Origin of the sequence: Clostridium sp. (assembly GCF_036660475.1) — a bacterium.
In the GTDB taxonomy this organism is placed as follows: Bacteria; Bacillota; Clostridia; order Clostridiales; family Clostridiaceae; genus Clostridium_J.
Genome location: NZ_JAVXAO010000013.1, coordinates 1 through 24,579 on the forward strand (window position 1 = coordinate 1; position 24,579 = coordinate 24,579).

At 29.2% G+C, this 24,579-nt stretch carries 24 protein-coding genes; 4 read left to right on the forward strand and 20 right to left on the reverse strand.

Features of this window, described 5'->3' with window-relative positions; all coding sequences use genetic code 11:
* Positions 1-525: 525 nt before the first annotated feature.
* The 12 genes from RSA29_RS15460 to RSA29_RS15515 all read right to left on the reverse strand — a co-directional run bounded on the left by RSA29_RS15460 (position 526) and on the right by RSA29_RS15515 (position 12,645).
* Positions 526-1,761 carry an alpha/beta hydrolase-fold protein gene (locus RSA29_RS15460; protein WP_346944135.1) on the reverse strand — a complete coding sequence of 412 codons (1,236 nt, stop codon included), beginning with the start codon at positions 1,759-1,761 and terminating at the stop codon, positions 526-528.
* A gap of 112 nt (positions 1,762-1,873) precedes the next feature.
* Entirely contained in the window at positions 1,874-3,136 is a 1,263-nt protein-coding gene (locus tag RSA29_RS15465) for a nuclear transport factor 2 family protein (RefSeq protein ID WP_346944134.1), read from the reverse strand.
* 36 nt (positions 3,137-3,172) lie between these two features.
* Positions 3,173-3,949, reverse strand: coding sequence for a hypothetical protein (locus RSA29_RS15470; RefSeq protein WP_346944133.1), 777 nt, complete (start codon positions 3,947-3,949; stop codon positions 3,173-3,175).
* Complete coding sequence (locus RSA29_RS15475) at positions 3,936-4,652, reverse strand: class I SAM-dependent methyltransferase (RefSeq protein WP_346944132.1); 717 nt, start codon at positions 4,650-4,652, stop codon at positions 3,936-3,938. Before RSA29_RS15475 ends, RSA29_RS15470 begins: the two co-directional genes overlap by 14 nt.
* Before the next feature lie 101 nt (positions 4,653-4,753).
* The gene (locus RSA29_RS15480) at positions 4,754-5,704 is read right to left on the reverse strand and encodes a GNAT family N-acetyltransferase (protein ID WP_346944131.1); all 951 of its coding nucleotides are present in this window, start codon (positions 5,702-5,704) and stop codon (positions 4,754-4,756) included.
* A 59-nt stretch (positions 5,705-5,763) separates the two neighbouring features.
* On the reverse strand, positions 5,764-7,026 hold the full coding sequence (locus RSA29_RS15485) for an alpha/beta hydrolase-fold protein (RefSeq protein ID WP_346944130.1): 1,263 nt from the start codon (positions 7,024-7,026) through the stop codon (positions 5,764-5,766).
* Between the two features lie 27 nt (positions 7,027-7,053).
* A complete protein-coding gene (locus RSA29_RS15490) occupies positions 7,054-7,587 on the reverse strand; it encodes a GNAT family N-acetyltransferase (RefSeq protein ID WP_346944129.1) in 534 nt (177 codons plus the stop codon).
* An 894-nt stretch (positions 7,588-8,481) separates the two neighbouring features.
* Positions 8,482-9,339 (reverse strand): CAP domain-containing protein, encoded by an 858-nt coding sequence (locus RSA29_RS15495; protein WP_346944128.1) that lies wholly within the window; start codon positions 9,337-9,339, stop codon positions 8,482-8,484.
* A 382-nt stretch (positions 9,340-9,721) separates the two neighbouring features.
* Positions 9,722-11,290, reverse strand: a complete 1,569-nt coding sequence (locus tag RSA29_RS15500) for a methyl-accepting chemotaxis protein (RefSeq protein ID WP_346944127.1) — start codon at positions 11,288-11,290, stop codon at positions 9,722-9,724.
* Positions 11,291-11,323: 33 nt separating this feature from the next.
* A complete protein-coding gene (locus RSA29_RS15505; RefSeq protein WP_346944126.1) occupies positions 11,324-11,767 on the reverse strand; it encodes an NUDIX domain-containing protein in 444 nt (147 codons plus the stop codon).
* A 41-nt stretch (positions 11,768-11,808) separates the two neighbouring features.
* Positions 11,809-11,940 (reverse strand): hypothetical protein, encoded by a 132-nt coding sequence (locus RSA29_RS15510; RefSeq protein WP_346944125.1) that lies wholly within the window; start codon positions 11,938-11,940, stop codon positions 11,809-11,811.
* 300 nt (positions 11,941-12,240) lie between these two features.
* Complete coding sequence (locus tag RSA29_RS15515) at positions 12,241-12,645, reverse strand: hypothetical protein (protein ID WP_346944124.1); 405 nt, start codon at positions 12,643-12,645, stop codon at positions 12,241-12,243.
* A 430-nt stretch (positions 12,646-13,075) separates the two neighbouring features.
* On the opposite strand from RSA29_RS15515, the gene RSA29_RS15520 reads away from it, so the two are divergent.
* From RSA29_RS15520 to RSA29_RS15530, 3 genes are all read left to right on the forward strand, one after another.
* Positions 13,076-13,279: a zinc ribbon domain-containing protein gene (locus RSA29_RS15520; RefSeq protein WP_346934286.1), complete on the forward strand. Its 204-nt coding sequence runs from the start codon at positions 13,076-13,078 to the stop codon at positions 13,277-13,279.
* A gap of 113 nt (positions 13,280-13,392) precedes the next feature.
* Entirely contained in the window at positions 13,393-13,725 is a 333-nt protein-coding gene (locus tag RSA29_RS15525) for a DUF1622 domain-containing protein (protein WP_346944123.1), read from the forward strand.
* A gap of 94 nt (positions 13,726-13,819) precedes the next feature.
* Positions 13,820-14,245 carry a DUF2871 domain-containing protein gene (locus RSA29_RS15530; protein ID WP_346944122.1) on the forward strand — a complete coding sequence of 142 codons (426 nt, stop codon included), beginning with the start codon at positions 13,820-13,822 and terminating at the stop codon, positions 14,243-14,245.
* A gap of 104 nt (positions 14,246-14,349) precedes the next feature.
* Here RSA29_RS15530 and RSA29_RS15535 read toward each other — a convergent pair whose 3' ends face one another.
* The 7 genes from RSA29_RS15535 to RSA29_RS15565 form a co-directional block, all read right to left on the reverse strand.
* The gene (locus RSA29_RS15535; RefSeq protein ID WP_346944121.1) at positions 14,350-14,595 is read right to left on the reverse strand and encodes a YgjV family protein; all 246 of its coding nucleotides are present in this window, start codon (positions 14,593-14,595) and stop codon (positions 14,350-14,352) included.
* A 285-nt stretch (positions 14,596-14,880) separates the two neighbouring features.
* On the reverse strand, positions 14,881-15,489 hold the full coding sequence (locus RSA29_RS15540) for an acetate uptake transporter (protein WP_346934282.1): 609 nt from the start codon (positions 15,487-15,489) through the stop codon (positions 14,881-14,883).
* A 336-nt stretch (positions 15,490-15,825) separates the two neighbouring features.
* The gene (locus RSA29_RS15545) at positions 15,826-17,121 is read right to left on the reverse strand and encodes a citrate:proton symporter (protein WP_346944120.1); all 1,296 of its coding nucleotides are present in this window, start codon (positions 17,119-17,121) and stop codon (positions 15,826-15,828) included.
* Between the two features lie 305 nt (positions 17,122-17,426).
* The gene (locus RSA29_RS15550; RefSeq protein ID WP_346944119.1) at positions 17,427-19,652 is read right to left on the reverse strand and encodes an ATP-binding protein; all 2,226 of its coding nucleotides are present in this window, start codon (positions 19,650-19,652) and stop codon (positions 17,427-17,429) included.
* On the reverse strand, positions 19,633-20,328 hold the full coding sequence (locus RSA29_RS15555; RefSeq protein WP_346944118.1) for a response regulator transcription factor: 696 nt from the start codon (positions 20,326-20,328) through the stop codon (positions 19,633-19,635). Before RSA29_RS15555 ends, RSA29_RS15550 begins: the two co-directional genes overlap by 20 nt.
* Before the next feature lie 56 nt (positions 20,329-20,384).
* Positions 20,385-20,933 carry a ferritin family protein gene (locus RSA29_RS15560; protein WP_346944117.1) on the reverse strand — a complete coding sequence of 183 codons (549 nt, stop codon included), beginning with the start codon at positions 20,931-20,933 and terminating at the stop codon, positions 20,385-20,387.
* Between the two features lie 348 nt (positions 20,934-21,281).
* Positions 21,282-21,743 (reverse strand): hypothetical protein, encoded by a 462-nt coding sequence (locus RSA29_RS15565; RefSeq protein ID WP_346944116.1) that lies wholly within the window; start codon positions 21,741-21,743, stop codon positions 21,282-21,284.
* A 396-nt stretch (positions 21,744-22,139) separates the two neighbouring features.
* On the opposite strand from RSA29_RS15565, the gene RSA29_RS15570 reads away from it, so the two are divergent.
* Positions 22,140-23,342, forward strand: coding sequence for an OFA family MFS transporter (locus RSA29_RS15570; protein WP_346944115.1), 1,203 nt, complete (start codon positions 22,140-22,142; stop codon positions 23,340-23,342).
* Positions 23,343-23,460: 118 nt separating this feature from the next.
* Here RSA29_RS15570 and RSA29_RS15575 read toward each other — a convergent pair whose 3' ends face one another.
* On the reverse strand, positions 23,461-24,543 hold the full coding sequence (locus RSA29_RS15575; protein WP_346944114.1) for a glycosyl hydrolase family 18 protein: 1,083 nt from the start codon (positions 24,541-24,543) through the stop codon (positions 23,461-23,463).
* Positions 24,544-24,579 lie beyond the last annotated feature (36 nt).

Below are 24,579 nucleotides of genomic sequence, written 5' to 3' on the forward strand. Positions count from 1 at the left end.
TTAAGTGTTGCTTAACCCCTTTTTTTATTGTGTCCTTGACAAGGGGTCCATTTTAGCTTTAGGAAAAGTTATTACTAATTTTTTTATCTTAGACATCTTCAAAAATAAATAAGTCAGTATATTCGACTATTTTGTGTTATACTTCATCAACAGAACCCTTAGATAGCTATGCTATATGCGGAACCTGTTTCCTTGTCTAACCCAAAATATTCTTCACATCTTTGACTTATTATTTATTTTCAGATGCCTTAAAAAAAGAGTTCAAAGCACCATAAAGTGGTCTTTGAACTCTTTTAACACAATTTAAAAATTAATTTTTCTGTTATATTTCTTGATTTAATAATTTCTTTCTAACTAAAAACTTTAATGTGATATATAGCCGTTGTAACACCCCCATCTTCTTTAAGTGGAGATACTAGCTGGCACGACCGTCGATAAGTTCTTATACCATTTAGATGAAGTGAGGTATTCCTCTTAAGGAGTCTACAATCTAAATATAAGAATCACTTGATATTAATATCTACATTAATCGTTGCACTTAGCATCATTATTATATCCAATTAATGAGATAAGTCCATTTGCCAAAGTTTCTCCCCAAGATAGATAATCATGTCCACCTTTGAAGTATTCAAAATCAACTTGATAACCTTTAGAAATTAGTAAATCTCTTAGATTTATATTTGTATCAATCATTTTATCCTTATTTTCAACTATACCAATATTTAAATAAAACTTAAGTGGTAGTTTATCTATAGCTTCAAACTGTGTACTCATCCAACAATCACTTTCTGTGCCTTCATAACCATCTGGTTTATACCAATAAGAACCTGACTGTGATAATACATTTCCAAAAACTTCTGAATGTTTCAGACCTAGATATGATGCTGTAAGTCCGCCAAGACTTAACCCTCCAATTATTCCTTCCTCAGGATTACTTGAAATATTATAGTTTTCTCTAACCCATGGAATTAAATCTTCAGCTATTACATGCCCAAAATCATCACTGCAAGTTAATTCTTCATATCTAGTTTTAGTGGAATCTATAAATATTACAACTATAGGTGGTATCTTTTTATCAGCTATTAAATTATCTAATACTGTTGGAGCTGAAAGAATATTAAGATACTCATTACCATCTGTTAATAGTAAAAATCCGTAAGGTTTAGCCTCTTTATCATAATTATGTGGTGTGTAAACCCTAATTCTACGAGTATCCTCAAGCTTTTCACTTTCAAGACTATGTTCGTAGACTATCCCCTTTGGAACATGACTTCTCTCTTTAATCCATAAATATTCCTCTGCTTTTGGCATTACCACATAAGATACTATTTCATCTTCTTCTCCATCTTCTTTAAAAATCAATTTGTTTCTATTCAGTTTATCATAGATTAGTTTAGCCTGCCTAGCTGTCCAATCATCATCAAAGGTATCATTAATTGTCATATCATATCTGAATCTAATATCATTTCTAACCTTATAACTTATATACCATAAGTTAGTTTCTAATAATCTATCCATCTTATTTTTTTCTAAATCTATCCTGTTAAGTGGAGGTAGGAATAATACATTTTCAGTTCCTTCATCCCCATTAAGAACAAATGTTACTAATCCATTCTTATTATCCCCCTTAATTTCCTCAATTATCGGAGTTCCTTCTGTTTCTATTTTGGCCCAAAATTCTTGTAAAGCCCCAATATTACCTTTTTTAATTTCCTCCTCTAAATTTATTATTATCTTGCTTTTTTCCAATGATCTCTCCATGTTAAATACCCCTTTTCTATTGTTATTTAGGCATCTGAAAATAAATAATAGATGAAGTATCAACAGATACTGACCTATTTATTTTTTTAAGATGCCTAGTCAAATGAGTTTATTATTGCCTATCTTTTATTTGAATCCCATCTATTTTGCCTTCAAATATCCAATAGAATGGAAATGAAAAGTGTATACATTTGAAAACTGGCCCATCTTCGCCATTTGTAATTACTGCTGTCATTCTTATTGGACAAGTATAATTTGAACCTGTGGCACATTCCTTTAATACATATGCTATACTCCTTTGTGCCGCAAATAACTTTTCCTTTGATGTGCTGTGAGACTGAAACAAATTTCCTAACTCATCTAAAGACCGCTTAATAAGTTCTTCTTCTGTGAAAGTTTGTTTTAACAGTCCTGTAACTGTCACCCAAGTGATTTTACCTGATTCAGCCCCAATAACATGTTCTACATCTAGTGAAAGATTACACATATCACTTTCAGTGAAAAACTTCCTAATTTGCTCAATACCATAATGCCACTGATTTTCTGTACCAATAACATAAGGCATGCTATCCGTTCCAAAGTATTTATTCACTATTTCCTCTGAAATACCTTCTTTTCCTACAACTTCAATTTCAAAATTCTTTATAAATCTTCCTATCTCCCATGTGATTTGATTATTTTTATATTCACCCATAATAGTTTTTTGCTCACTATAGCTATCTATAAATTCTTTTGAACTCTCAAAACGTTCATCTGGGAAATTAGATTTCACTATAGAAAAGTGCAGATGAGAAATTCTCCATTTACCTTCAGTTTTTAATAGAACCCCACTTAAACCCATTGGCCATAAATATTCTCTCTTAGTTTCCTCTCGTTGATGATAATTTAAAGTTAAAACCCAATTGATAAATGTAATTCTTTCCTTTGGTGTAAGCTCAGTATCATTAGCTTTATCTCTTATAAAATCAACATAACTATCATATCTTTCTGGAGTGTCCTCAAAAGTGTATTTCACAGACCCCTTAGTTGAAATCCATGCAACATCACCATCAATAGATATATTAGGATTTTCACAGTCTATATTTAAATCTCCCCAATATTCCCAATCACCCTTAAGTAATTCCTTCACTTTATCAATACCTAAAAGCATTTCTCCAGTTGAAGTACCTAAAATTGATGTATCCTCTCTGTCTAAAAAAAGCTCTTCAGTGAAATAATCAACTTTACCTAAATCCCTTTCAGTATATCCTTGCTGAAATTTCCTAAGAACATCTTTAACCTGATTGCAATCCTCCATTGAACCTTTAACATATTTAGTGTTTTCTGAAGACCCTTCTGGTGATCCACCTAAATACTGTATACCAAATTTGTTCATAATTATACCCCCTTTATCCCATATGATTATTATTTATCAACCTATCTTTTGAGTCTTACTCCTCAATAATTCTTGACCATACTTAAACATTTCATCTGCCAGTGCTAAATTTTTTTCTATATCTATTAACGCTTTAACTTTATATAAATCTTCTATTCTTTTTACTACATCCTTTGGCAAATGGTCCGATATGTGTACAAGTCCATATTCAGAATGCCTTGGAGTATATATAAGACGGAATAACGTAACTATAGGCTTACATACGTATTTTTCATAATATGCAAAAGCTTCAAGATATTTTTCTCTTCTAATATATTTAATTAACCTAGAACGTTGCTCATATCTTGAAATGCATAACTTATAAGTATCTATAACACTTTTCTCATCCTCTTCAGATGATTCAATGATATTTATAACATTTTCCTTATCAAATAATATTAGTGGATATTCCGCAATATCTCCTTCTACAAAAGTACACCCTTCACTTCCTCTACTGTGACTTTGAGCACAAATATCAATCATCAAAAATTCAGATGTTCCTTCTAGATGTATATTCTTTTGAAATATTTGTGGATGTGGATGATTATAATGTTCAATAAAGTCTGCTTTTGAAATAGTTTCCAATATCGCAATGGATTTATTTAAAATTTCCTCTTCATAGCCATCCTTCACATCAAACCAAAAATCTATATCTGAAAACTCATCAGACTTATTAAGACCATCAGAGCCTTCTAGCCATAGAGCATAAACTTTATCATCTTTAATAAAAGATTCCTTCATAAGTAAAATTATCTCTTCTCTAATATTTATCATCTATATCACTCCCTTTTTTCAAGATGCCTTGTTTCACTTCATAAATGAAATGCTCACCTTGTTGAAATATAATATTAAATTCCCTATTAAATCCAGCTTCTCTAAAAAGCCTTTTTTGAGTATTTATCGAAAATGGAATATCTATATGATAGAGTTTAATTTTTTCATCACCATATTCCTTCAGTAATTCTTCTCTTCGTTTAAGCCACTTTTTTTCATAATACTTGGTTACAACATAATCGCCTTCTATATAACTTCCACCTTCCTTTAATAAGGCTGTCCTTATTTTTTTATACAGAGCTAGTTTTTCATCATATAAAAAGTGATGCATAGTCATTACCCCAAATATATACCTATATTTATTAATGCCGAAGTCATAATCTAAATAAGAATCTACAATTATATTTATCTGATTTAACTTATTTTTATATTTCACCTTAAGAACTTTTAACATTTCTTCTGATAAATCTATACAAGTTATATTTGCATTTGGAGCCTTACTAAGTATCCCTTCTATTTCAAAACCTGTACCACACCCCAAATCAAGTATTTCAATGGGATCTTCAGTATACTCCATAGTTGATGATACTAATTTATAGTACTCTTCAAAAGAATTAACTGTATCTCCCATATGCTTGTCATATCCTCCAGCTCTAGTATTAAAAAAGCTTCCCATTTCCTCTATTTCATAATTTTCGCTCATTTTATCACCCCTCTATTTATTACCATTTAACGTTCCCTAAATAATACTTCAACTCTATAATTTTATTAGTAAAACTTAATTCTTTACAGTACTAATAATATCTAGAGAAAAAGCTTCATTTGTGTTAGTTCAACTCCCTTTAAAAACCCCATATTATAATAAACTTTTTCTGCCTGATTTCCTATATCTACATATAACCTAACTACTGGGTATTCTTCTCTCAAAACCGTTAGTGCCTTTTTAATCATTTTTGTTCCTATGCCTTTACCTTCATAGCTTGGTTTAACGGCTATTTGAGATACAAGTGGCCATTCTTGCCAAATTGATATATAGCAAACACCTACTAATTCATTAGTAGCCTTGTCATATACAAGAGTTGATGCTTCATTTAATATTTCTATGTCTAAATAGTCATCAAAATATTCCTTTACCCATGCAGTATATTCATTCAAGCTATAACTTTTATTAAGATTTAAATTATTCTCAAAAGCCTCATGTATTAACTTTCCTATTTCTAATTCATCTTCTCTTTTAGGAGCTACTATATAAAAACATTCTTCCCAAGTAATATTGAACTTTTCTGTAGGCCTTATCATCCATCTACCACTATCTACTTTTTCAAATCCTATTTTCTCATAATTTTCAACTAAAGATGGCTCTATTACATCTGCTATTATGGCTTTTGTGGTATCCGACCAAAAAACTAAGATTTCTTTTAATTTTTCTAGTAATGAATCAATCTGTGAATAAGGTGGTATCATAAATAATTCAGCTATTGAATTAGGCTCGATTAAAATTCCACCTACCTTAACATCATCCTTAATAATCCAGAAATATTCATCTTCCTCACCAACTATAGTTTTCATTATTCTATAGCTTTTTTTAAACCATCCATCAGCATTTTTCATTTGAAAATAAACTGCATAATAATCAGCAAACTCTTGTTGTTCTGCCCTTTCTAATTTGTACCCCTCCACCAATTCATAACTCATCACATCTTTTGACCAAATTTCATATTTCATAATTTTTTTAGCAAGAGAGACTATACTCATTATGTGTATATCTCTCTTGCTCCCCCTTTCAATTTATAATTTAAAATATTATTCTAAATCTATTTCTTATTTGTAAATAAAGCCTTTATTCCATTAGCTAAATTATCCTGCCAGTCGTAATAAATATGAGCTCCTACAAATGTTTCAGAAGTTACATAATACCCCTTATTAATTAATGTAGATATCATATTATCATTTGCCTTTAAATGACCTTTTGTAAAAGTTTCTAAACTCCCAATGTTAAAATAGAAATCTATAGGTAATTTCTCTGTATCCTTGTATTGTTTTGACAATATTGAACTACCATCCTCATTAATCTTCATTTCTCCCTTATCATCTAGATACCATGCAAAAGCACCTGATTGTGATAAAACTTTCCCAAATACATTAGAATGTTTAAGTGCTGTATAAGCTGCAAACTGACCACCTAAACTAAGCCCTGCAATTATTGTTCTTTCTGGACTTCTTGTTATTCTATAGTTTTCTATTGTCCAATTCATTACTTCTTCTACCACAAATTGTAGGAATTCATTACCACCAATTAATTCTTCACACCGTCTCTCTGAATTTTCAATAAACACAGCACAAGTAGGTGGTATATGCTTATCTCCTATAAGATTGTCCAATACTTTGGGAGCTTCTACTGAATTCACATAATCCCATCCATCTGTAAACACAATTAAATTATTATCGTCCTTACTACTTTCATATCCATAAGGAGTATAAATCCAAATACTTCTTTCTTTTATATCAGCTTTAGGTATAAATTTAATTTTTTCAATTCTTCCAACTTTATTATCTAATCTTTCTTTTACCCATATCTTCTCCTCAGCTTTAGGCATCTCAATTATATTTTCAATAGGTGCAAGTAATGAACATTCTTCTGGGTTTTCATCATCTATAGGTGCTTCATAAGTTTTAGAATTTAAAGGGTCTAATATGACATTATCAGCCTTCCATTCATATTCCTCATCTACATTTGTAACCAATATATATAAACAACGAGCTTCCTTCGATAAAATAGTACTTCTATACCACAAATCACTATTATCTAGCCTATATAAGTTTGTTTTCTTATCACCCTCACCAAACATCCAACCTCCAAATGCTTCACTAAAAACAAATATATTATCTATTTCTCTGTCCTGCTTCCAAACTATAGTTACCAATGAATTTTCATCATCACCTTCAATATCCTCAATAATTGGAGCACCTATCTCCTCAATTTCTTTCCAGAATTCATCCATTACATTAGCTTTTCTAGCATTTATATCCTCTTCAAGTTTTAATAATCTTGGACTTAATATTTTTTCATTATACACTTTATACACCTCTTCTTTCTTTATTTTTCAAAGTACAAATTCTAATTGAAAGTCTCTTGTATCACTTTCATATAACTCTTTATTTACTTCCTCTGCCTCTCTACAACCTAGTGCAAAATAAAATGCAATTGTTTCCTCTGCTGATCCTGCACAGATATAAATTCTGTCTGCTCTCCATTTTCTTACTTCTTCTGTAGCCTCAATGAATAATTTTTTGCCTACTCCCTTATTTCTATTCTCTAAGCTAATAAAAAGCTGATCTAACAAAATATATTTGAATTTTTCTCCAAAGAATTCCCTATTGATAGTTACAAATCCAATTAACTTATTGCTACCATCAAACGCCCCAATAGCAATTCCACCATCTAAAATGGTTTTCTTTAAATTATTTAAGTGATTTCCATAACCATTAGGAAAATCTAAGTCCTCATAATTAATGTCCACTAGCTGACGTTTCCCTTCAACGTCTCTCCATGCTTTACCTATATACTGAGCTGGATTCATTCCTTTTATAAGTTCACATTGATTTACTTCTAATTTTCTATATATAATTTCATCCATAATATTCCCTCCACCTATACCTACAATAAATTTATATGAATCTTCTCACATTTAAAATCATTTTCATTCCTTGCCCCCTTGCAATCAACCCTTTTAGCAAAATTAAAAGGCTATAAGAAAGAATATCTTTCTTATAGCCTAAACTAACACTTTTATTTTACTCATAAATAATATTACATAACTATGCACTGATAAATATAGATATTTATTCTGAATTTTTACATATCAAAATAAGCCTCTATTCTATTTATGCACAAATATATATTAAATTATATTATTATAAACTAACATAGTTATATCATTTACTAAAGTAAATTAATTACCTGCGTTTATAATATTAGGCATCTAAAAATAAATAATAACTCAAAATAGCCTTGATACTAGCTTATTTATTTTTTAAAGGTGCCTTAACGTAAAACTCAAAAATAGCTTAATAAGATTGATTTCGTTTCAATTGTCCTAAAAAGAAGTATCACAAAAAACCTATACCATAGATAAAACTTCCTTAAAGATTAAATATTCTATTTTGCAGAAATTTAAAATATCACTTTTATTTAATTTTAAAACTTCTACTCTCTTGAACTCTAATTAACAATTGATTCTAATTAACATCTCATTAACCCCTTCCTGAATTTCAATTTTTTTAATTTATAAGTATAATTTACCATAAATAATTTCTATAGTCAATTGCATGTTTAAATATGAAAATTTTTCAATTTTTAATGCAGTTAACTAAATATTAGTTGAAATAGATAAGGTTGTGTCACAATACACTTTTAATCCCTTGTGACACAACCTTTACAATTTAAGCGACACTCCAAATTTTATATTTGGCTAGTGAAACTTACTCCTTTGACTGTATATAAAAATAAGTTTTATTATCCGTTGTTTCCATTATTTATAGAATTCTTGGGTAGCATAGTATTTATTTCCTGATTTATAAACACCTACGCCTATGCTTTCAAAGTTAGTCGATAATATATTTTCTCTATGCCCCTGTGAATTCATCCAATTTGTCATGAATTGATCTGCAAGTGCATTTAAATCCGATACTCCGCCTATATAAGCTATATTTTCGCCCCAGGCCCTATACGTAACACCATCATTATCCATCTTAGTAGTTATAAGTTGTCCTTCTGGATTTTTGTGATCAAAGTAATTTCTATCACCCATATCTTTTGATTTAATCCTTGCATATTTCTCCATTAAACCGCTGTAGCTTAACTGAGGCACTCCAGCTTTAGATCTTTCTTGATTTACTTTATTAAAAATCAACTGCTCTACTTGAGATGAAAAATCACCACCATTATTAGGTGTTGTTACTGATGGTATTATCGGTGCTGATGGTTTTTCAGTTGGAGTTGATGGCTTATTAGTTTCTGGTACATCTTCAGTTAAATTATCATTATTGCTAACGATTTCTCTATCATAAGATTCCAATCCATAGCCAGTGGCATTTCCGCTTGAAGTATCTTCACTTGGTGCATGTCCACTTTTTTCATCGACTACTACTTCGTTTTCTTTACCTTCATTATTACCTTGTTTATTTTCATCTTTTTCCTTTGTTAAATCAGTTTCATTCGAAGTGGTTTCTTCTGTTAACCCAGTTTTATTTTCTAAGTTTTCACTCTCATCACTTAGGATTTTATCTATATTCTTCGCCCACTCTTCTCCATTTTGGATTGTCACTCCCACTAATGCGGTACTTGCCAATGCACCACATATCATAAGTGTAATAAACTGCTTTTTCATTAGTATCACTCCTTTTAATTTGTGTTGTTCTTTATTTATAACACAAAACTAGTGACTTTTTATTAGTAGAATTCCCCCTCAACATTTATATTAATACATATTTTCATAATATCTCCTCATGATACTAACTTGTTATAATTTTAATATTTCCCCTTAGGTTACTACCTAACCCCTTTACTCCCAACATTTTAGATTGCTTATTTAATCACAGCCAATAGATATATTTGGCTATAAATTAAAATATATCCATGCACAAAAAGAACCCTGGTAATATTAGGGTTCAAATCCATTTTTATAATTTTAAGTTTATCGATTCTAATACAATTTTATTATATATGTAGACTGTGTTGCTAATTATATTTTCTGTATTTACTAAAAGCATTTAAAAGTTCAATAACGATTCTACTGACATTCCAATTTGTATAATTTTATTTTTTTCATCCTCTATAGCTAAAAATTTAAATAACCTCCCATCTTCTACCCGTTCCTTTATCTTTGTTACTACATAAGGATCTCGACTTAAATTTTCATATATAGCATCAACTTTCCTTAAATTTAATCCTATGGTTTCACGTTCATTACAATACTGAACCTCACCATCAGGCTTAGTTATATAAATCACATCAATTCCCAAATCTTTTACTAACACCTCTAAAAATTGATTACTTACCGTTTCCATCTTAATCCTATTTTTTATAATGTGAACTTCCTTAAGCATTTTCCCTTCCATAGCTTTACTTGCCACATATTCTTGTAAATTACCAGAGCTTTCCTCTAATTTTCCACTTATGCTATATATGCTAGATATAATTGCATCTTCCTTTTGAATTTCATTAGATATTTGTTGTATTTCCTCTGTAAACTCTTTGCTAAACTCTGTTATTTGCTCAGTCAAACTTAATATTTCTTCACCATTGTTATTAATATTTTTTAATTCATTATCCGATAATTTTATCTTATCTGAACAAATTATTAGCAAACTATCAATTTCACTAAATCTTTTAATAGTGTCTTCAATTGTTTTACTTCCATCTTCGACATATTCTTTTTGCTTATATATGTCCATAACAATTTCTTTTATTTCTTCATTTAAATCATTTACCACAGACTCAATTTCTTTTGCTAACTTATTAGTTTCATTTGCCAATTTTCCCACTTCAGTAGCTACCACAGAAAATCCTCTTCCATGTTCTCCTGCTCTTGCAGCCTCAATTGATGCATTTAATGCTAATAAATTAGTTTGCTTTGAAATATTATCAATCAAATCAACCAAATTTACTACTTCATTCACTTTATTATTTAAAACATCTATACCTGCTACATTTTGCGTTAAAGACGCATTAATACTATTTATTACCCCTTTAATAATATCTGTATCCTCAATGCCTATTCTAGCCATGTCAATGGATTTCTCTGTAACCTTAACTGTATTATCCATATTATTTGTCATAACATTTATAGATTCAACTATATTCTTAACATTAGACTTTATATTTTTCATCATATCATATTGCTCTCTACTACTATTAGAAACTTTATTTGAAGTATCACTAATATAATCTATAGATTGCTTTGCTTCTTTAACTACATTATTTAAATTGCCAATTTCTTTATTTATATCTAAAGCCACCTTAACTTGTTGCCTTAAACTTATTTTTAAACCACCTAACAGCTTTTCAACTTGTCCCCAAATTCCATTAAAAACCTTATTTGAGCTCTTTTTAATTGAAAATGTCAAATTGTTGTTGTTTATGTTCTCTAAATTACTGTTTATATTAGAAATTACCTTCATAAATAAGTTTTCTAACGCAACAGTAATTATCCCTGCAAATGCTGCTAGAATTATTATAGTTAAAATTATACTATCTGTTATTTTAGTTAAAATCATAAACACCAATAATTGTATGAAAATAGCTAAAAACATTATTACTCTCCTTTTACCCTTAGACACTATGTATCCCCCCTGTGATCCATTATATTAATACTATTTTATATACTCATCACACACTGATAATAATATACTTTTTAAATTTTTATGTAATGAATTAAACCTTTCATTCAATAGCTCTTGTTTAGTTACCCATGCATATTCTGAATGTTCTTCGTTTATTGTAAAATCCGTTAAGTCATTATTTTTAGATTTAACTAAGTAAGTGTAAACAGTTCTATATATATCTTCTATTGTACTTCTTGATTTGAATGCCCTCACATTTAATTCTTTAATTAACTCCACATTCAAATTTGTTTCCTCCTTAGCTTCTCTATATAACGCTTCAATTGGAATTTCTTCGTACTTAACTTTACCTGCTGGCACACTCCATACTCCTGGTGCAACCACACAATCATCTGCTCTTTTAGTTATCAATATCTTATTCTCATGAATAATTATTACCTCAACTGTTATTCTATAATTCGGATAATTCCCCATATTAACTCCTTCCTGTATTTCACATTTAAAATTTTTAAACCTTACATTGTAAACTCTTTCACACACTTTGATATTGATTCCTCTGTATCTTCAAAATATATCTTACTGCTCCTGTCACTATTACTTTGTCCATTCTTATATACCCCTTCTAATATCTCATGTATTTCATTCATAAAACTCCTATTAAACCATTTTATTCATATTTTAGAATGATCCATATTGCATATTTATTCATATAGCTTTATGAAAATTTCTATTCGTACATTAAAGTTAATTTTAAAATATTCCACAATGTATAATTATTTTTACAATTAATACTTATTATGACTTTAATGCTTATTATACCTCATTTTTCATATAAAGAATATATATGTATGTTTATATAATTAATGTTTCACTTATTTATAGTTATATGTTTTACTTGTAAATTAAAAAGAGTTCAAAGTACCAAAATGGCCTTTGAACTCTTTAAATTATAATTTTACAATTGCTTTCCCTATTGTTTTTCTAGATTTAGTATTTTCTAATATAATTCCATATAAAACATTAAATAATACATATATAACTAAAAATACTGCTACTTTGTCTCCAACTCTATATCCAATAAATCCTATTATAATATTAAATACATATAGTAGTATAAAACTAACTGCTAACCCTATAGCTTGATCTATTACGTTTGCCCCTAGCTTTGAAAAGAATCCAGGATTTTTTATTTCTACAACTTCACTTTCTTGTCCCACCATAATATCCTCTTCTTCTATATATGAATCTATTACTTGCTGCACATCCTCAGTTTCTTTTACTTCTGTTGGAACATGCATTAGTTCCTCTTCATTTTCATTGTCCACTTTTAGATTTTCACCTTTTTCCATCATTGTACATCCTCCTAAAATTACTTTTCCTATTTTATCAAACTCTCTGATTAAATATACTACACTTCACATTATCTGTAAATCAATTGAATGTAAACTTAATATGAACGCAAAAATATTATCTACCGTTAAGCTTTTACATTTCATACATATCTCTAACTTGATAAATTTTATAAATCAGCCTGCTAATATATATATAATTTGTAAATTAATTATTCTTTTATAAACATTCACTATTTATTAAGATTCATCTTATCTTTTTTAAGTTATAATATACTTATGGACACCCTTCTTAAAAACAGTCGAATTAATAAGTTCCACTGTCCAAATTATAACTTTGGAGCAGATTATGGAAACTCATTTTTAAAATAGTTTAACGAGTAGTCCAAATCACAAGTTTGGAGTGTCACTTATATTAAATGGAGGTTTTGATATGACAAACTATAAATGTGTAAAATGTGGTTGTGACCAATATGAACATGACCAATTTCAAGCAACTGGAGGTACCCTCTCAAAAATATTTGATGTTCAGAATAAAAAATTCATAACAATTAGCTGTAAGAAATGTGGATACACTGAGTTATTCAAAGGAACTACCAGTACAGGTGAAAACATTTTAGACTTATTAATGGGATAACATTTATATAAGAAGGGATGTGTCAAATAATTTTGATTCATCTCTTCTTATATTTATCAACGAAGTTGTTAATAATACTTATATAAATAAAATATTTTTATAGGAGTACTATTATGCTTGAAGAAATTTTAATAAACTATCTTCCAATCCTAATTCACATATTTGAAATTATGGGTGTAATAGTTTTAACAATGGGTGCCTTTACAGCCTTTTATCATTATGTTAAAACTAAACTTATAAAAGATCATTATCCAGTTAAGCATCAATTTGCAAATACTATGATTATGGCCTTAGAGTTTAAGATGGCTGCTGAAATCCTAAAAACCGTACTTGTTCAAAGCTTAAATGAACTTATATTTTTAGGTGGTATTTTTCTTATACGAATACTTATGACTTTTGTTCTTGAAAAAGAGATGTCCCAAGGAGACAATGAATCTTCTAAATAAAATTGATAAATTAAAGTAATAAAAATTTGACATATAATAATTATACTGATAATATTTATAGTGTAATAACAATTATTATGTAAGGAGAATTATTATGAAAAAATTAATTAATACATCATTTATATATGCAATTACAGCTATGATTGCAGGAGTATTTTTCCGTGAATTCACAAAATTTAATGGCTTTACTGGGAAAACATCTCTTTCAATTTTACACGTTCATCTATTTATATTAGGAATGTTATTCCTATTAGTTGTAGCATTGTTGGACAAGCAATTTAAAATTTCAAAGAATAATAAATTCAATTTCTTTTTTTACATTTATAATATCGGTATGATTGTAAGCTGTTTAATGTTTTTAGGTCGTGGCATTCTACAAACTTTAGAAATCACTCCATCCTCCGCAATTAATGCCTCTATTTCCGGCTTTGCAGGCATTGGTCATATTATGATTAGCATAGGTATTATCACTTTCTTCCTTATCTTAAAATCACAACTAATATCACTTGAAGAAAACTAGGAATATATATTAATAAATCAGTGGTTAATTAAAAATAACCACTGATTTCAATTCTAATTTTAATTATTTACTTCATAAAAATATAACAATATTTCAAACTATGATTATTTCATTTTTCTAGATGAATTTTCATTAAACAGCCCATATAAATAGTATAAGTTAACAAATACTATTAAAGTATTAAGAATGGCAACAGGATATGCGCCTATAATAAATCCATATATTGCAAATAAAAGGCATCCTATTAAATTTATAAATCTAAGCTTTTCAATATTCTTCATAAACATAGATATAGCAATTAACACCGATGCTAAGTACCCCAACCATTCCACTAATGAAATACCAAACATAAATTTTCCCTCCTAATAGTTGCATGAAATTATTCTATTTTTTATTACACTATTAACATTGATTAATAATTTTAAATATTATAGACTTTAAATGCTATAACTTTAGTTTATGTATAATTTAAATGTTTATACAGCTTTATTTTTTCAATTTAATTTGTATAGTGCCTTAGAATATACTCCCCCTAAAATTCGCCCCATTATTTTAATAGTAACGATTTTTTATGAACATATTTTTAAGCATAAAAAAAGTGATGAATCCTCATCACTTTTTCAAATCTTATAATCTTACTTTTTAAATATCCCAAATGGTTTTCCTACTGGTAGGAATACTCTTCCAAAGTGATTATTAAGTACTGATGCTGCAGAACCGTAGAATGAAACTATTGCTATTGCAAGTTCTGCATATCCCGCTAACATGTGAGTTGCATGGTATGCAATTCCAAATGTTGATAAAGTTAATCCTATGAATAGAAAATCTATCAATACAAATATCGTAAATAAAACCTTGTGAGTTTCCATAGCCCCTATTGTCATAAACAGTGTAAATATTAAGTACCCTAAATATGCAAATCCTAATTGATTTATGTCAACTGTTGATGCTAATGTCGCTCCAAACACACCGTTTTGTATTAACCATGTAAACCCTATTGCATACCAAAAGAATGCATAAGCTCCAAATGCTGTTGCTCCAAATGTATTATCATGTTTAAAATCATTAATACATGCAAATAATTGAGCCGTTGCACCTAAAAATATTGCCCATGGTAAAACCAGAGAGACTCCTGATGTTAATCCTAATTTTTGAGATGATGCTACTAATGTAACCATTGCTAATCCAAATAACCCTAAAGCTGATGGATCTGCTACCACGATTTTAACCTTCGTATCTTGCATTATTGACACTCCTTATTATTGTTTTTTATTCATATAAATTTAATACTTGTTTACAATATCATATGGAATATTTATTGTCAATATAAGCATATACTATTACTTTTGTTTACTCTTGAACTACCAGTATAAAACCATATTAAATTTCCATATCATAAAAAGCCTTTAATTTTCATTTCGAATGCTTTGTCTATTCAATTAAATTTTTCATTTTCCTTATTATATTCACATGTATTTCAGTATAATAACTTTTAATATTTTGCAAGTTAATAATTAATCCATAAAAAAGAACCCTGAAATTCAGGGTTCCCCTTTTCTACATCTATTATATTATTTTAATTATAGAGGAAGAACTCCAATAGCTGCTGCAGCTAGTACGAATATTACAAATATACCAATTGCCCATTTAGCAACGTATCTTTGCCATTCTCCCATATCTACTCCAGTTAATTGAAGTAGTAAGTATATGAATGCAACTAGTGGACTTAGTAAGTGGAACGCTTGTCCTAGTAATGAAGCTACACCTATTTGTAAACTTGTAAATCCAAACTGTGCACCTGTTTGTGCAAGTACTGGAAGAACTCCAAAGTAGAATGCATCATTAGATAAGAAGAATGTTCCTGGTATACTAATTATAGCTGTTATTAATCCAAAGTGTGATCCCATTGAATCTGGAACTACTGACATTAAGTTTTGAGCTATAGCTTCTGCCATTTTTGATTCTGTTAATATTCCCATGAATACTCCTGCAGCAAGAACCATAACTAAAACTTGCATTGCTGCTCCAGCATTTGCTTCTATTATTTCTCTTTGAGTCTTTAACTTAGGATAGTTGATAAGAAGTGCTATTGCAGTACCCACTTCAAATATTATTGCTGATGGAACTTTTCCGCTGATTAATATAGTAACAACTGCAACTGTTAATATAAGGTTAATCCATATAAGTTTTGGTCTTTTAAGTTCTAATTCTTCTTCACTTAAAGTCGCTGCCATTTCATCAATTACAGCTGAACTGTTGTTAACCCCTAATCTCTTACGCTCTTTTAATCCTAGGTAGTAAGCTACACCGATTACATAAAGTACGCCTAAAATCATACCTGGTATTAATGGTCTAAATAATGCTCCCCCATCAAGGTTTAAAACCGCCATAACACGAGCTGTTGGTCCCCCCCAAGGTATAAGGTTCATAATTGAGTTTTGCATTATAATTATTGCTGCTAAATGCATCATTTTCATATTTAGCTTTTTATAAACTGGTATTAATGCTGTACAACAAATCATTGTTGTTGTTGAACCGTCTCCATCTAAAGATACTACTGCTGCCAATATTGCTGTTCCTACAAGAACCTTTAATGGGTCCCCTTTAACAAACTTTAATGTTGCTTTAACTAATGGATCGAATAATCCAGCACTTATCATTATACCAAAGAAAAGTATTGCAAATAATAACATAGTTGCTGTGGATGCCACACTTTTAACACCTGTCATGGCAAACTGACCTAAATCTAACCCGAATCCCCCCAAAAGACCAAAAACTATCGGTACTGTAATAAGTGATGTAAATGCTGTCATCTTCTTACTCATGATAAGTACCATAAACGTGATTACCATTCCATAACCTAAAATGGCTAACATATTAAAAACCCCCTCGAATTTTGAATTAATATTTATTGCGGTTAGCTAACTTAATTACATTATATACACAGAAATTTAATATTTCAAGAACATTTTCAGAATTTTTTTAATTATTTTAATAATCTTAAAATAATCTTAAAATATCTTTAATATATTCTTAAAATTTAAAATTTGTTGTTTTTTAATAAATGTTAATAGGTTAAATTTCTGTTATCCATAAATTTACAACACATATTTTTCTCTATTACTACAAAATATAAAAAAATCACTAAACTTATTTATTAATAATTTAGTGATTTTTGCTTCTACTTTAATTCTTTAATTACTTTAGCTAAATTTGCAAGCTCTATAGGTTTAGAAACATATGCATTAATATACTCCACTTCCTTACTATCCATATACCCCGTTATTAGAATTATAGGAATATCATTTCTAATATTTCTTACCTCTTTAGCCAATTGATTCCCTTTAATATTAGGCATAATATAATCAGTTATTACTAAATCAAATTTACTATACTCATCGCTAAAAATCTTCAAAGCCTTACTTGGATCTGTTTGCGTAACTACTATATATCCTAGATGTTGCAAACCTTTTTTCAGCACCTTAATAACTTTTTCATTGTCATCCACAATTAGTATTCTTTTAATTTTATGATTTATATCAGTTGATGTAACTTTATCCTCAATCATAATATTATTATGATTATCATCTAAAGGCAAATAAACTTTAAAAGTACTACCTTGTCCTTGTTCACTTTCAACCATTATTATACCTTCATATTCATCTACAATACTTTGCACAACAAATAACCCTAGTCCCGTTCCGTCACCTATAATTTTAGTTGTAAAAAAAGGTTCAAATATTCTTCTTTTAGTTTCCTCATCCATTCCACATCCAGAATCTTTTATAGTAAGTTCTAAATAATTTTTATTAACTGAAAGCGTATTATTTATTTTATTTGCCAATATACCCATTACATTATCTAAAGATATTTCAATAGTTCCTCTATTATCCTTTATCGATTGATAAGCATTTATGCATAAATTAAATATCACTTGATGAATCTGTGAGTAGTTTATATGAATGAATCCACAATTTTCTTTAATTTTTTCTTCAATTAGTATATTCTTAGGCAACAATACCTTTAACATTCTTATTGCCTCTCTAAGTGAGTTATTTATATTAATTGACTCCACCTTAATTATGTTATTATCATTCCTTGCAAATACTAACATCTGCTGAATCATTTCTTTCCCCTTTTGTGAAGCCTTAAATATTTCTTCAATATCCTGATATGATTCACTCCCTTTTGGAAATCGCATAAGCAATAATTCTGAATATCCTAGGATTGGAGTCAACAGATTATTTATATCATGTGCTATACCTCCTGCAAGGGTACCAATCATCTTTAGTTTATGAGAATGGTATATCTCAGCTTCCTGCTTTCTTAACTTTTCCGAGCTTTCATTTAACTTCTTTAGATAGTTAGTCTCCTTCTCAAGGTCTTCTTTATTTTTTTTCATACTTAATAATGCCGCTAGGAACATAGCTATAACTATAGCTACTATAATAGAACTACCTATTATTTTCATTAAAAATTTATTTATTGGTGCTGCAATTTCGCCATAAGAAGTAGTTAACGCTACCACCCAAAAATAATCCCCAAATTTTACTGGTGTATATGCATTTAACTTTTTAGTTTTCTTTAAAACATTATCTCCCCACCAATATGAATGATAAATTTCTGTACCTTCCTTACCCGTTAATTGATTCTTCACTAAACGTTCAAGTTCTTGGTACTCCAGTCCTGGAAACACTTCTTTTCTTGTCTCAATAACATCCATTCCAACCTGCTCTTTTACAGGGTGCATTATTATGATACCATCCTGATCTTTTATCATTACATATCCTTTTTCTCCTACCTTTGCCGGAGCAACTAATATATCATATATAACATCAAGACTTAAAGAGACTGCTATGACTCCCTTAAATTTTTCTTCCTCAAATACAGGTTGATATATATTTAGGATAAACATACTTGAGTCTTCATCCAAATGAGCTCGTCCAACATGAGTTTTCTTCGTATTCAATGCAATATTTATGTCATAACTATTTTGACTGTATATATCTCCACTATGACTTGGATACTTTATCAACATATCTCCTTCATCATCTATGAAGTAAACCCTATCAACAATTTCACCCTTTGATATATAATAGGATTCAAACTCATCTGTAACTTTTTTACTTTCAACACCTTTAGCCATTTGAGAAATTCCATCAATAAAATCTTTATCTCCTACAATTGCCTCCATACTATCAACTATACTATTAATGTATAAATCTATACTTCGACAAATAGACCTAGTGATTCCTAGCATATTTTCTTGTTGCTTTGCAATAATAGTGTCTCTATATTCATCATAAACGAAATATGTTCCTAGAATATATATTAATATTAAGAAAATACATAAAATAATTCTTATTTTCTTTTTATCAATAGAGATTTTATTCCACATGAAATTCATACCCAACTCCCCATAGAGTTTTTATATGTTTAGGTTTATTAGGCACCTCTTCTATTTTATTTCTTAAGTATTTTATATACACCATAATACTATTATCATCACTTACTTTTTCACTCCATACATTTTGATAAAGTTGATCCTTTGAAAATACTTTATTGGGATTCTCCATGAAGAATTTAATCAACTTAGTCTCCTTTGATGATAGTTTAATCTCTATATCATTCTTATAAAACTTATAACTCCTTAAATCAAATTTAAATGGTTTATGATTTATAACCTCACTTTTAACTTCCTCTTTTATAATCTCACGCTTTCTCTTTATTTGAGATTTTACTTGGGCACAAAGAACTGTTGGACTAAACGGTTTCGTTATATAACTATCTGCCCCACTATCTAAACCCTTTATTATATCTTCATCTTCCCTTTTACCACTTAAAAATATTATTGGAACCATAATATCTTGTTCCCTAATAATTTTAGCTACATCATATCCAGAAATATCCTCCATTAAAATGTCTAGTATAATTAAATCATATTTATGATTATCCAACATTTCAAGACATTGACTCCCATTTTCTGCTTGATAAACCTGCATTTCCTGAGATGATAATATTTTACATATTAATTTTCTTATAGGTTCTTCATCCTCGACAACAAGTATTTTTATCTCTTCCATATTCTTTCCCCCTAGTTTAAATTACAGAAAATTTAATTGGTAACCCTATAAACTCTCTATCTTATGATTGATATATGATCATTTTCTACTTTTATTAATGCTTCAAACACTTTAACTACGCTTTCATCATTAACTATTTTTTTATATTTTTCATAATACTCAATGGCATGTTTTTCTCTTTGCCTTGCTAATTCTAAAAGAGCTTCATCACTATCATATTTATCATAGTTTATTTTATTCAAATTATATGTATCAGTAATTCCACCTAATCTCATATGTATTTTCGAATGAAACATTTCTATTCTTCCAAGTGCTTCAAATAATCTTGAAACTTCTTGACTTTTAGCCATTTTAGATGCCCTGTTATAAAAATCACCATTGAATAGTTCAAGCTTTGAAGCATGATCCAAAATTTTAATAGTCTCTTCATTTAAACACTTACTATTTACCTTAATCATATCCCCATCATTGCTTAAATAACATTTATGAGCTCCGCAAAATGGACAATACACAACGTGGTTTATTGAATTTTTCTCTAAGAATGCCTCCCTATTTAAATCATAATTTTTTTCATTTATATTCATTCCACATATTTTACATTTCATGTTACTACCTCCAACCATCTCTAAATATATTATATATTACATTGACCATATTATATATAATTTTACATTACAAAACTCATAATTTGTAATAATATTTTAAAATTAGTTATATAATACCCCCAGTATAAAACATCTAAGCTCTTTACTAGGGGTAATCAACTATTTTTCATTTATATGAATTAAATTTTTCTAGAACCTCTTCTCAATATATACTTAAGTTATGTCCTTTGTCACCATTGACATACCTCATTCGAGTTAATTTTATTATCGCAATTTTGATAAAGGACTTTATTTGTTAATATGCGGTAATTATTTTACACTTAGGTTCACCCACATACGAACTTTATATTATCTGCAGCATCCACATGAATAGTCATCATCAACTAAACTTTTATAACAATTTGCAGCTTTGTAGAAGTAAGCATTTGATTCATTTACTAAACAATATGCATAATCATTTAACTGATTATATTCATCCCAAATTTCATCAGCTTCTTTTTGAAGAGCAAGTATTTTTTTTGTTAAGCATTCTATTTCATTCTCAATACATTCAGCTTTTTTTGCTTTTTCTTCTGCTAATTTTTTAACTTCACAAGACTCTTTAGCAAGTGCTTTTCCTTTACATAAATAAGCGTTACATTTTTCTTCATTATTTCCACATGAATCTTGACCGCATCCATAGCCACAATTTTGTGCTGCCTTTGGTGCTACACAATTAACTTCCTCTATATTCCAGTCACAGTCACAGTCACTATATCTATTTCCACATGAATATTCTGAACATCTATTACAACCTTTATTGTTTGACATATAATTGTCCCTCCATATTTTTATGATTTTATTGAATATACTATACTGTATGATAGTAGACTATTTTTTGTGATTTACAATAAGAATCTTTTTTGAAAATTTACTTTAAATATTAGTAGCATATATCTAAATATTAATACACACCTTATACACATAGATTTAATTAAAAATCTAGCTGCATATTATATGCTTCTCCTATTTGTTATTCACTTTTAAAATATTAATCATTCTTTTAAGCCTTTGTTAATTAGTTCTTTAATATATTGCAATTAGTTATATACCATAGTATTCTTAAATATAATAATTATTTAAAATTAGTAATTAGGCAATCTCTAGTAATGCTATTATCTATATTAATAAAATAAAGAATATTATTTTCAAAGGGGAATACTTTAGATGAAGAATACTAATAAGAAATGGCTTGTTGTATTTGGAGCTGTCCTTGTACAGCTCTGTATTGGTGCAGTTTATTCATGGAGTTTGTTTAATCAACCTCTTATAGACAAGTTTCATTGGCAAAAAAATGATGTCATTTTCACATTTTCTATTACAATTTTTATTTTTGCTTTTACTACAATTTTTTCTGGTAATCTTCAAGATAAAATTGGTCCCAGGAAAGTAACAATGATTGGTGGTGTACTTTACGGTGCTGGCTTGATTCTAACCTCTACTGCTACTACGATTACTCAGATGCATATTTATTATGGAGTTATAGGTGGGCTTGGTGTAGGATTCTGTTACGTATGTCCTTTATCAACCTGTGTTAAGTGGTTCCCTGCTAAAAAAGGGTTTATCACAGGCATTACTGTAGGTGCCTTTGGTCTTGGAAGCTTGGTTTTCAAGTCCGTAATTGAATTTCTATTAAATTCAAAGGGTGTTTCTGAAACCTTCTTTTACATTGGTATTATCTACCTTGTTATCATAGTTATTGGTGCTCAATTCTTATCAACTCCGGATGAAGAATTTAGTTCAATCTTAATAGAAAAGAATTCATTGAATAAATTAAAAAACTATACAGTGACTGAAATGATAAAAACTAGATCCTTTCCTTTGATTTGGATAATGTATTTATTCGGTTCTTTAGGCGGTCTCCTTATTATTGGTTCAGCAAAAGATATCGGAGTTCAATTAGCTGGCCTTTCCCCTCAGATTTCTGCAAATTCAGTATCAACCATTGCATTTTTTAACGCTGGAGGAAGACTAGTATGGGGAAGCTTATCTGATAAACTAAGTAGATTAAAAGTAATATTTATACTCTTTTCAATCACTTGTATTTCAATGTTTGTCATGAGTGTTGTGGATTTAAAATTCTTTACTTTCTTTGTATGTATTTCAAGTATTACTTTTTGCTTTGGTGGATTCTTAGCTATCTTCCCAACTATTACTGGAGATTTTTATGGGACTAAAAACTTAGGTGCAAACTATGGTATTATTTATCAAGCTTATGGATTATCAGCATTACTCGGTCCAGTTATTATATCAAATACTAATAATTTTAAGACTACATTTATTATTCTAACTATTCTTTCGTTGCTTGGAGCGTCTTTAACTTTTCTAGTAAAAAATCCAAATAAGGCTACTTCTAAATCAGCCCAATAAATAATTAAGTTATCTTAAAATAAATAACAAGTGGCGCATACTGACTTATTTATACTTTAAATATACTAAAGCTCATGAACCTTACTTTAATAAGATTCATGAGCTTTAATTAAATATATTAATTTTCATCTATTTCTTCAAACACATTTCCGCCTAACCTCCAAAGGTTAATACCATATCCTGCTTCTGATATGACCTTCATCCATGAATTTAAAGTATCCTTATCTGCATACCAAACCTCATGTCCAACACCAGCTTCATCTGTATATTTAAATACCTTACATTGACTTTCACCGTCAACCTCTTCAGTTACCTTATATTTTTCCATTAAAGCCTTAGCCTGAATTTCTGTCAAAGAGGTAACCTTACCATTTGAGCCCCAGTTAAAACCACCAGTTGCAACTGCAAAACTCTTCTTCCCTGGAACTTTTTCCATTTTATTCATCAAATCTTTAATAAACTTAGGATTTGCTTTTTCTCCTGGTTTACTAAACCCACCATTAAGATTGTAACACATCATTACATAAGTTGGTCCCTCGGTAAACTTTAACTTTTCAAATGGGGTGTTAGGCTCAAGTATTACTCTTACTTTTAGCCCTGCAATTTTAGATTCATTATATAATTCACTGATAAATAATATGTAATTATTCCATAATGACATATCACCTTTAATCTGTTCATAATCAATCTCTATGCCATCAAAGCCATATTCAGATGCTAAATTTATAATATCTTTAACATGTTTACTTCTTAAATTGGAATCTGTTAATAATGACCTTAGTAAATCAGTATCCTTTAGTAATGATGTACCATCAGTATTTATTTTATCATTAACAATAGTTAGATATTTAATATAATCACTATCCTTTGTTTTATCATAGTAATTTACTAGTTGTTGTGGCATTGTCAATTCATTGTTATCATCAAAGCAAGCCGCAAAATAGGAAATTTCCTTTAACTGTTTATCTAACGCTTTAATCTCTTCATTAACATCTAAGTCCCAATAAGTAATCCATGCTGATAAATTTTTAACCTCTTTATCAAACACTAGCTTCGGTTCAGCTTTAAGTGTTTCCTCTACTTCTATGTTTTTCTGATTTTCTGCACTCTCCTTGTGTATTTTTGAACAACCAGAAATAACTACACTTACTATTAAAATCATCCAAACAAGAACCCAGTTATATTTTATACTCTTATTCATCTAATACTCCTAAATACATCTAAACTTTATGGATAC

Coding starts and splice junctions, on each gene's coding strand:
- RSA29_RS15530 (WP_346944122.1), top strand. CDS start 13,820: ATGAAAAAATTAATTAATACATCATTTATATATGCAATTACAGCTATG.
- RSA29_RS15495 (WP_346944128.1), bottom strand. CDS start 9,339: ATGAAAAAGCAGTTTATTACACTTATGATATGTGGTGCATTGGCAAGT.
- RSA29_RS15520 (WP_346934286.1), top strand. CDS start 13,076: ATGACAAACTATAAATGTGTAAAATGTGGTTGTGACCAATATGAACAT.
- RSA29_RS15575 (WP_346944114.1), bottom strand. CDS start 24,543: ATGAATAAGAGTATAAAATATAACTGGGTTCTTGTTTGGATGATTTTA.
- RSA29_RS15490 (WP_346944129.1), bottom strand. CDS start 7,587: ATGGATGAAATTATATATAGAAAATTAGAAGTAAATCAATGTGAACTT.
- RSA29_RS15480 (WP_346944131.1), bottom strand. CDS start 5,704: ATGAGTATAGTCTCTCTTGCTAAAAAAATTATGAAATATGAAATTTGG.
- RSA29_RS15545 (WP_346944120.1), bottom strand. CDS start 17,121: ATGTTAGCCATTTTAGGTTATGGAATGGTAATCACGTTTATGGTACTT.
- RSA29_RS15565 (WP_346944116.1), bottom strand. CDS start 21,743: ATGTCAAACAATAAAGGTTGTAATAGATGTTCAGAATATTCATGTGGA.
- RSA29_RS15510 (WP_346944125.1), bottom strand. CDS start 11,940: ATGAATGAAATACATGAGATATTAGAAGGGGTATATAAGAATGGACAA.
- RSA29_RS15465 (WP_346944134.1), bottom strand. CDS start 3,136: ATGAACAAATTTGGTATACAGTATTTAGGTGGATCACCAGAAGGGTCT.
- RSA29_RS15535 (WP_346944121.1), bottom strand. CDS start 14,595: ATGTTTGGTATTTCATTAGTGGAATGGTTGGGGTACTTAGCATCGGTG.
- RSA29_RS15560 (WP_346944117.1), bottom strand. CDS start 20,933: ATGAAATGTAAAATATGTGGAATGAATATAAATGAAAAAAATTATGAT.
- RSA29_RS15540 (WP_346934282.1), bottom strand. CDS start 15,489: ATGCAAGATACGAAGGTTAAAATCGTGGTAGCAGATCCATCAGCTTTA.
- RSA29_RS15470 (WP_346944133.1), bottom strand. CDS start 3,949: ATGATAAATATTAGAGAAGAGATAATTTTACTTATGAAGGAATCTTTT.
- RSA29_RS15570 (WP_346944115.1), top strand. CDS start 22,140: ATGAAGAATACTAATAAGAAATGGCTTGTTGTATTTGGAGCTGTCCTT.
- RSA29_RS15475 (WP_346944132.1), bottom strand. CDS start 4,652: ATGAGCGAAAATTATGAAATAGAGGAAATGGGAAGCTTTTTTAATACT.
- RSA29_RS15555 (WP_346944118.1), bottom strand. CDS start 20,328: ATGGAAGAGATAAAAATACTTGTTGTCGAGGATGAAGAACCTATAAGA.
- RSA29_RS15460 (WP_346944135.1), bottom strand. CDS start 1,761: ATGGAGAGATCATTGGAAAAAAGCAAGATAATAATAAATTTAGAGGAG.
- RSA29_RS15515 (WP_346944124.1), bottom strand. CDS start 12,645: ATGATGGAAAAAGGTGAAAATCTAAAAGTGGACAATGAAAATGAAGAG.
- RSA29_RS15525 (WP_346944123.1), top strand. CDS start 13,393: ATGCTTGAAGAAATTTTAATAAACTATCTTCCAATCCTAATTCACATA.
- RSA29_RS15550 (WP_346944119.1), bottom strand. CDS start 19,652: ATGAATTTCATGTGGAATAAAATCTCTATTGATAAAAAGAAAATAAGA.
- RSA29_RS15505 (WP_346944126.1), bottom strand. CDS start 11,767: ATGGGGAATTATCCGAATTATAGAATAACAGTTGAGGTAATAATTATT.